General features: G+C 52.4%; 1 tRNA gene and 2 rRNA genes (1 of these 3 cut by a window edge). All 3 read left to right on the top strand.

The annotated features are described in order from the left end of the window. Nucleotides 1-2,091 (top strand): 23S ribosomal RNA (locus tag MWU63_RS12325); it begins 744 nt to the left of the window's first position. 112 nt (nucleotides 2,092-2,203) lie between these two features. Then, nucleotides 2,204-2,318, top strand: a 5S ribosomal RNA gene (rrf, locus tag MWU63_RS12320). A 97-nt stretch (nucleotides 2,319-2,415) separates the two neighbouring features. Continuing rightward, nucleotides 2,416-2,492 (top strand) — tRNA-Met (locus MWU63_RS12315). Nucleotides 2,493-2,500: the final 8 nt, after the last annotated feature.

The following is a 2,500-nucleotide window of genomic DNA, read 5'->3' as shown; positions in this document are numbered from 1 at the left end:
GCACTGGAGGACCGAACCCACATCCGTTGAAAAGGATCGGGATGAGCTGTGCCTAGGGGTGAAAGGCCAATCAAACTCGGAGATAGCTGGTTCTCTGCGAAATCTATTTAGGTAGAGCGTCAACCGAATACCCCGGGGGGTAGAGCACTGGATGGGTAATGGGGGCTCACCGCCTTACTGATCCTAACCAAACTCCGAATACCCGGGAGTAATAGTTGGCAGACACACTGCGGATGCTAACGTCCGTAGTGAAAAGGGAAACAACCCTGACCTACAGCTAAGGCCCCTAATTCATGGCTAAGTGGGAAAGCAGGTGGGACGACCAAAACAACCAGGAGGTTGGCTTAGAAGCAGCCATCCTTTAAAGATAGCGTAACAGCTCACTGGTCTAATTTAAGTTGTCCTGCGGCGAAGATGTAACGGGGCTCAAGCCATGAGCCGAAGCTTAGGATGCGTTTATCGCATGGTAGCAGAGCGTAGTGTGACATAGTTCCTTTCCTCTTTAGCAGCCTTCGGGCTGTGTTGGAGGATCTGGAGCTTTCTGTGAAGCCGGCGCGTGAGCGATCCGGTGGAGAGATCACTAGTGAGAATGATGACATGAGTAGCGACAAACAGGGTGAGAGACCCTGTCGCCGAAAGTCCAAGGGTTCCTGCTTAAAGCTAATCTGAGCAGGGTAAGCCGACCCCTAAGGCGAGGCCGAAAGGCGTAGTCGATGGGAATCAGGTTAATATTCCTGAGCCAGGAGGATGTGACGGATCTCGAGGGTAGTTTCTTCTAATTGGATTGAAGAGGCTGCTTAGAGGTTCCTGGAAATAGCCCTCCACTGGATCGTACCCTAAACCGACACAGGTGGACTGGTAGAGAATACCAAGGCGCTTGAGAGAACTATGTTGAAGGAACTCGGCAAAATACCTCCGTAAGTTCGCGAGAAGGAGGCCCTGTCAGGACGCAAGTCTTGGCGGGGGGCACAAACTAGGGGGTGGCGACTGTTTACTAAAAACACAGGGCTCTGCGAAGTCGCAAGACGACGTATAGGGTCTGACGCCTGCCCGGTGCCTGAAGGTTAAATGGAGGGGTGAGAGCTCCGAAATGAAGCCCAGGTAAACGGCGGCCGTAACTATAACGGTCCTAAGGTAGCGAAATTCCTTGTCGGGTAAGTTCCGACCTGCACGAATGGCGTAACGACTTCCCCGCTGTCTCCAACATAGACTCAGCGAAATTGAATTGCCTGTCAAGATGCAGGCTTCCCGCGGTTAGACGGAAAGACCCCGTGCACCTTTACTACAGCTTCACACTGGCATCAGGCATAATTTGTGCAGGATAGGTGGTGGGCTTTGAAGCAGGAACGCCAGTTCCTGTGGAGCCTCCCTTGAGATACCACCCTAATTCTGTTTGATGTCTAACCGCGGTCCGTTATCCGGATCCGGGACCCTGTGTGGCGGGTAGTTTGACTGGGGCGGTCGCCTCCTAAAGAGTAACGGAGGCGCGCGAAGGTTGGCTCAGAGCGGTCGGAAATCGCTCGTTGAGTGCAATGGCAGAAGCCAGCCTGACTGCGAGACTGACAAGTCGAGCAGAGTCGAAAGACGGCCATAGTGATCCGGTGGTCCCGAGTGGAAGGGCCATCGCTCAACGGATAAAAGGTACGCCGGGGATAACAGGCTGATACTGCCCAAGAGTCCATATCGACGGCAGTGTTTGGCACCTCGATGTCGGCTCATCTCATCCTGGGGCTGGAGCAGGTCCCAAGGGTATGGCTGTTCGCCATTTAAAGAGGTACGTGAGCTGGGTTTAGAACGTCGTGAGACAGTTCGGTCCCTATCTGCCGTGGGTGTAGGAGATTTGAGAAGAGTTGCCCCTAGTACGAGAGGACCGGGGTGAACGATCCACTGGTGTACCAGTTGTTCCGCCAGGAGCAGTGCTGGGTAGCTATGATCGGACAGGATAACCGCTGAAGGCATCTAAGCGGGAAGCCCCCTTCAAAACAAGATCTCCCTGAGGGCCGAGGTAGACCACCTCGTCGATAGGCCAGAGATGTAAGCGCAGCAATGCGTTCAGTTGACTGGTACTAATTGCCCGATAGGCTTGATTTGATCCAGTAGAAGCCAGACTTTTATGGAAAATCAAAAGCATACACACAACACAGTAATATTTGACTTGGATATCTGCTATAAACGCAGATAATAAATTGCGTTTCTTTCTCGGTTTGGTGGTCATAGCACAAGCGAAACACCCGATCCCTTCCCGAACTCGGCAGTTAAGCGCTGTCGCGCCGATGGTACTGCGTCTTAAGGCGTGGGAGAGTAGGTCACCGCCAAACCTAGTAAGAAACGTGAAAATTATCTCTCTGAATGATGACAAAACAAAAGCGCTCAATGCCAAAAATAAAAAAAAGGCAATGGGCCGGAAAAAACTGTCGCGGGATGGAGCAGCCCGGTAGCTCGTCAGGCTCATAACCTGAAGGTCGTAGGTTCAAATCCTACTCCCGCAACCAAAATTTAT

The organism is Pseudohalocynthiibacter sp. F2068 (genome assembly GCF_023015645.1).
In the GTDB taxonomy this organism is placed as follows: Bacteria; Pseudomonadota; Alphaproteobacteria; order Rhodobacterales; family Rhodobacteraceae; genus Pseudohalocynthiibacter; species Pseudohalocynthiibacter aestuariivivens.
This window is presented reverse-complemented; position numbering and strand designations above follow the sequence as displayed.